The 3645-nt window shown below is 65.2% G+C and carries 5 protein-coding genes; 3 read left to right on the plus strand and 2 right to left on the minus strand.

Features of this window, described 5'->3' with window-relative positions; genetic code table 11:
• From VH499_RS06465 to VH499_RS06475, 3 genes are all read left to right on the plus strand, one after another.
• A partial coding sequence (locus VH499_RS06465; RefSeq protein ID WP_332051881.1) for an MFS transporter occupies positions 1 to 1314 on the plus strand: 1314 nt, incomplete at its 5' end.
• On the plus strand, positions 1311 to 1595 hold the full coding sequence (locus VH499_RS06470) for a helix-turn-helix transcriptional regulator (RefSeq protein WP_332051882.1): 285 nt from the start codon (positions 1311 to 1313) through the stop codon (positions 1593 to 1595). The genes VH499_RS06465 and VH499_RS06470, both read left to right, overlap by 4 nt.
• Positions 1596 to 1678: 83 nt before the next feature.
• Positions 1679 to 1963 carry a helix-turn-helix transcriptional regulator gene (locus VH499_RS06475; RefSeq protein WP_332051884.1) on the plus strand — a complete coding sequence of 95 codons (285 nt, stop codon included), beginning with the start codon at positions 1679 to 1681 and terminating at the stop codon, positions 1961 to 1963.
• Here VH499_RS06475 and VH499_RS06480 read toward each other — a convergent pair.
• On the minus strand, positions 1905 to 3209 hold the full coding sequence (locus VH499_RS06480) for a tyrosine-type recombinase/integrase (protein WP_332051883.1): 1305 nt from the start codon (positions 3207 to 3209) through the stop codon (positions 1905 to 1907). The two genes, VH499_RS06475 and VH499_RS06480, sit on opposite strands and share 59 nt — an antisense overlap.
• Positions 3210 to 3505: 296 nt before the next feature.
• Positions 3506 to 3645 (minus strand): hypothetical protein (locus VH499_RS06485; RefSeq protein ID WP_332051885.1); only part of this gene is annotated, 140 nt, incomplete at its 5' end.

Genomic DNA, 3645 nt, shown 5'->3' on the forward strand with positions numbered 1-3645 from the left:
CTTGCCGACGGCGTGGCAACGCTCCTTGTCGGCCGCGCCCTGATCGGCCTCGGCGTCGCCGTCGGCCTGATGGCCGGCCTCAAGGCCATCGTCCTGTGGTTCCCGCCCGAGCGCGTCGCCCTCGCCAACGGCTGGTACATCATGCTGGGCGCGCTCGGCGCCCTGTCGGCGACAGGGCCGGCCGAGGCGGTGGTGCGGGCGACAGGCTGGCGCGGGCTGTTCGCCGCTCTCGCTGTGGCCTCGGCGGTCGTGGCGCTCATCATCCTGCTCGTCGTGCCGGAGAGGAAGTCGCCGACGCAGACCGCTGCCTCATCGAAGATCGGCTTCCTCGCCATCTACCTGGACCCGCGCGTCCTGCGCATCGCCCCCCTGGCGGCGCTTGGCGTCGGCACGTCCTTCTCGCTGCAGGGCCTGTGGGCGGCGCCCTGGCTCGCCGATGTTGCGGGGCTCGACCGGCCTGCCGTCGTCGCGCATCTCACCTTCATGGCGGTGGCGCTCGCCGCGAGCGCCCTGCTGCTGGGAGCCGCCGCCGAGCGCCTGCGCCGCGCGGGCATCCCGACCGAGCTGTTCCTCAGCGGCACGCTCGCTCTGTCCATGGCCGCCCAGCTCGCGCTGCTGCTCGGCCTGCCGGTGCCGTCCTATGTCCCGTTCGCCGTGATCGCCGCCGCGGGCGCCGCCACCGTGCTCAGCTTCGCCGTGCTGGCGCAGTACTTCCCCAAGGAGGTGTCGGGCCGCGCCAACGCCGCCCTCGGTGTGCTCAACATGGGCACTGCCTTCGGCCTGCAGTGCCTCTCCGGCTTCATCGTCGCCCTGTGGCCGGCAGAAGACGGGCACTACCCGGCCGAGGCCCACCAGGCCGCGCTCGGCCTCGGCCTCGTGCTGCAGGCCGCTGCCTTCGCGTGGTTCATCCGCCCGGAACGCAAGACCGCTCTCGGCTACCTGCCGGCGCACCCGATACACGCCTTCGCGGGAGGACTCGGACTCGAACCGGCCGCTGCCCTGTCGTATGCCCGCGCGCGCCACGCGTGGTCCATGCGATTGGCCCGCGCTCGCGCGCAAGAGAAGGCTTGGCGCTCCGCCGCCTTCGCTTCGTTCGCCGTGCTGGCGCTGCTCGTCTCGTCGCTCGGCTCGACCATTCTCGGCACCTCCGTTGCAGCCCACATGATCGAAGGCGCCCAACTCACGGAAATCCGGGAATTCGCGGGTTCTGAGCGCTCCACGCCGTCTTTCATACTCCATCGTCCCGCCGAGGTGGTGCCGGCTTCGCTGGCGCGCAGCCGCTCGCATGGCGTGATGCAGGAAGGGGAACCATGATGACGTTACACAATGGCGCTGACTGCGGTTCCGAGCCGCCGGAGGAACTGCTGTGGAATATCAGGACCGTCATCCTGAAGACCGGTTTGTCGCGGCCGTCGATCTATCGCTACATGAAGCGTGGGCGGTTCCCGCAGCGCCGCCGCGTCGGTCCCAATCGCGTCGCGTGGGTGCCGGCCGAGGTGATTGCCTGGATCGAGGGCTGCCCTCGCCTGGATCAGCGGAACGACGACTGCGCCACCGAGAATCACCAAGTGGCTGTCACGCTCCCCTCAGTTTAGGTAAGGCCATGAAGACCGTTAGCAGAGATCTGCAGGCAAACCTCTCCCTGGAAGAAAAGCCAAACCATGGCATCGCCGACAACATGCCTGAAGTGCAGTCATCCAGGCGCCTACCGAATCTGAAGCGCGTGATACGACGGAAGGAATTGCGGCAGCTCGTACCTCTCTCCGACACCACGATTTACGAGATGGAGCAACGAGGCGATTTTCCGAAGCGCTTCTATCTGACACCGCGTTGCGCGGCGTGGGACCTCGGCGAGGTCCTGGGCTGGATCGAGCGCCGGCGAGGCGCCTCCGCAGCTCGGGCGATCAAGCCGACGTCACCGCCGGACGTTGGTCGCCGGAAGAGCCGACCCGTGAGGCGGTAGCGGCCTCGTCGACCAACTGCATCGACAGCGGATAGAGCGTCGGCGTCCGCCTGCGTCCTTCAACCCAGGCGTCGACCATATCGGCCCACTCCTGCAGCATGTGACGGCGCTGCTGCTCGTATTCGGCCTTGTTGTAGACGCCCCGCGACGAGCGGCCTTCCTCGTGAGCCAGACACTTTTCGATCCAATCCCGGTTGAAGCCCAGTTCATTCAAGAGCGTTGACCCCGTACGCCGAAGATCGTGAACGGTGAACGGATCGAGCGGCAGGTTCTCCTTTCTGGCGCGCTCGACCACGGCGACCGTAATCCGATTGAAGGTCGCCCGGGACATCGGCGCGTCGGCGTCATAGCGCGACGGAAGAAGATAGTGCGAGTTGCCGGCGCAGGTTTTGAGGGCGACCATGATGTCGAGCGCTTGCCGCGACAGGTACACGTTGTGCGGCTTGCCGCGCTTCATCCGCTCTTTCGGGATGCTCCAAACGGCGTTCTCGAAATCGACCTCATCCCAGACGGCCTCGAGCAGCTCGCTCTTGCGCACCATGGTGAGCAAGATCAAGCGGAGACCGAGACGAATGGTCGGCAGCGTCGGCACATGCTCCAGCTGACGCAGCACGATGCGAATCTCGGTGGGGGACAGCGCCCGGTCCCGCGGGGCGAACGTGGCAATCGAGGCAGGACCGACGTCATCGGCTGGATTCTTGATCCTCTCGCCGTGAAGGATGGCGAAGCCATAAATCTGCTTGACGATGTCGCGGACGTGAATGGCGGTTGCCGGTGCTCCCCGGTCCTTCACCTTCAGGCAGAGGGCGCGCAGGTCATCTGGCGTAATCTCTGTCAGGAGCCTGTTCTTCCAGACCGGCACGATATCGCGATCGAAGATAACCCGGCGCATCGATCGTGTGCTGTCCGCCATCGGAGCCCCCTCGAACCACCGCTCGCCGAACTCACCGAAGCTCCGGGATTCCTTGAGCCGCCGCTTCTCACGTTGCTTCTCTTGGGCAGGTGAGCGTCCCTCGGCGACGGCGCGTCGCGCATCGAGGCACTTCTCCCGGGCGCGCGCGAGCGAGATGCCGGCATCGCCGTAACGGCCGAGAGTGAGAGTTTCGCGCCGCCCGTTGAGACGGTAGTCGTACCGGAAGATCAGACACCCGGACGGCGTCACGACCACGTACATGCCGTCGCGGTCTGCGACCTTGTACATTTTATCCGTTGGTTTCAGGTGCTTGAGCGTCGTGTCCGTGAGCATGGCCAGGCCTCCCCTACGCTGAAATACCGTCGGCCCAAAAAGCACCCCTCCGCGACGATTTCATTGCGCATTTTCAAACACTTAGGTGTTTGAAAATACCGTCAGAGGGGCATCTCTAAGCTGACGGTATCGTCTGCGAGGCCCGGCTGCAAGATTCTGCATACCGTCAAATATGCCGACAGATGATCTTGCTCGCCCGCGATAGCGGGCGATAGACGATGCAAGTTTCTGCTTTTAATTACAGCGATTTAGGAGGATAGTCCGAACGTTGGCGATAGTCGGCGAAGGACGCCAAATCACTCCCACTCGATCGTCCCCGGCGGCTTGCTGGTTACGTCGTAAACGACGCGGTTGATGCCGGCGACCTCGTTGATGATGCGGGTGGCGGTCCTCCCCAGCACGTCGTGGGGGAACTCGAAGAAGTCGGCGGTCATGC

Source organism: Reyranella sp. (assembly GCF_036558665.1).
Classification (GTDB): domain Bacteria; phylum Pseudomonadota; class Alphaproteobacteria; order Reyranellales; family Reyranellaceae; genus Reyranella.

Bases quoted from the DNA above. Each gene is read 5' to 3' on its own strand.
- VH499_RS06470 (WP_332051882.1), top strand. From the start codon at position 1,311: ATGATGACGTTACACAATGGCGCTGACTGCGGTTCCGAGCCGCCGGAG.
- VH499_RS06475 (WP_332051884.1), top strand. From the start codon at position 1,679: ATGCCTGAAGTGCAGTCATCCAGGCGCCTACCGAATCTGAAGCGCGTG.
- VH499_RS06480 (WP_332051883.1), bottom strand. From the start codon at position 3,209: ATGCTCACGGACACGACGCTCAAGCACCTGAAACCAACGGATAAAATG.